The sequence below is a fragment of the Pseudomonas sp. NBRC 111127 genome, from assembly GCF_001320345.1.
GTDB classification, from domain to species: Bacteria; Pseudomonadota; Gammaproteobacteria; order Pseudomonadales; family Pseudomonadaceae; genus Aquipseudomonas; species Aquipseudomonas juntendi.
The window spans coordinates 1-1,326 of record NZ_BCBD01000322.1; the positions used below are offsets into that span (position 1 = coordinate 1).

Annotated in this window: 1 protein-coding gene; it reads left to right on the forward strand. The window is 64.5% G+C overall.

What is annotated here, in order from left to right; genetic code table 11:
- Window positions 1-1,326 (forward strand): TonB-dependent receptor domain-containing protein (locus tag APH30_RS27210; RefSeq protein WP_054914254.1); only part of this gene is annotated, 1,326 nt, incomplete at both ends.

Sequence of the window (1,326 nt, forward strand, 5' to 3'; positions counted from 1 at the left end):
CGGCGGGGTGATCCAGATCTTCACCCGCCGCAGCAACACGCCCGGCCTGCAGCCGCGGCTGCGCATCGCGGCAGGCAGCCACCAGACCGTCCAGCGTAGCCTGGGGCTTTCCGGCGGCAACGACGCGACCCGCTTCAACCTCGGTGCCAGCCTGGATGAAACAGCCGGCATCGATTCGACTGGCCCATCCTTCGCCAGTGACGGCGACCATGATGCCTACCGTAACCAGTCCTTCAACCTGAGCCTGAGCCACACCTTCAGCGAGCGCTTCGAGGCCGGGGTCAACCTGCTCGACAGCCGTGGCCGCAGTGAATACGACAACCCGTTCGGGGGGTTCGACCCGGTAACCTTCGAGAGCTTCGGCCAGAAGCCCTACACGGACTTCAGCGTCAGCAGCCTGGGCAGCTATTTCGCTGCGCAGCTCAGCGATGCCTGGCGCTCGCGCCTGGAACTGGCCCACAGCGAGAACCGCGACGACAAGCGTGACAAGCTGAGCGCCGAGCGCTTCGTGTTCAACACCTACCGCGATCAGCTGACCTGGCAGAACGACCTCGCCCTGGGCGAACGAAACACATTGCTGATCGGTGGGGACTGGTATGAAGACCGTGTCCATGCCAGTACCGACTTCACCGAAGACAGCCGCTGGAACCGGGCGGTCTTTGCCCAGCACCGCTATCAAGGCGAGCAGTTTTCCACAGAACTGGGCGTGCGCCACGACCGCAACCAGCAGTTTGGCGGCCAGACCACCTGGAGTGGCAGCCTGACCGTGCCGCTGAACGCGGATAACGATGTGCTGCTGTCCTACAGCGAAGGCTTCCGCGCACCGACGTTCAACGACCTGTATTACCCGCAATACAGCAACCCGAACCTGGACCCCGAGCACTCGAAAAGCTATGAGCTGCAGTGGCGCAGCCAGCTGGCGACCACCACCCGCCTGGAGGCCTCGCTGTACCGGACCGACCTGCGCGACGCAATCGTATTTGGCCAGGACTCGATCCCGCGCAACGTCGCCTCGGCACGCATCAACGGCCTGGAAATGGCCCTGTCCCAGCAGTGGGCGAGTTGGCACGCCCAGTTGGGCATGGCACTGATCGACCCACGTGACCGCGACACTGGCCACACCCTGGCCCGCCGCGCCCGGCGCACGTTGAGCCTGGACCTGGACCGCGAATTCGGGCGTTTCAGCGCGGGCGCCAGCTGGCAGGCCGTTAGCAGCAGCTATGACGATGAGGCCAACCGCAACCGCATCGGTGGCCACAGCTTGCTGGGCCTGCGTGGCAGTTGGGCTGCCAGCGACGAAGTGAAACTGGAAGCCAAACTGGATAA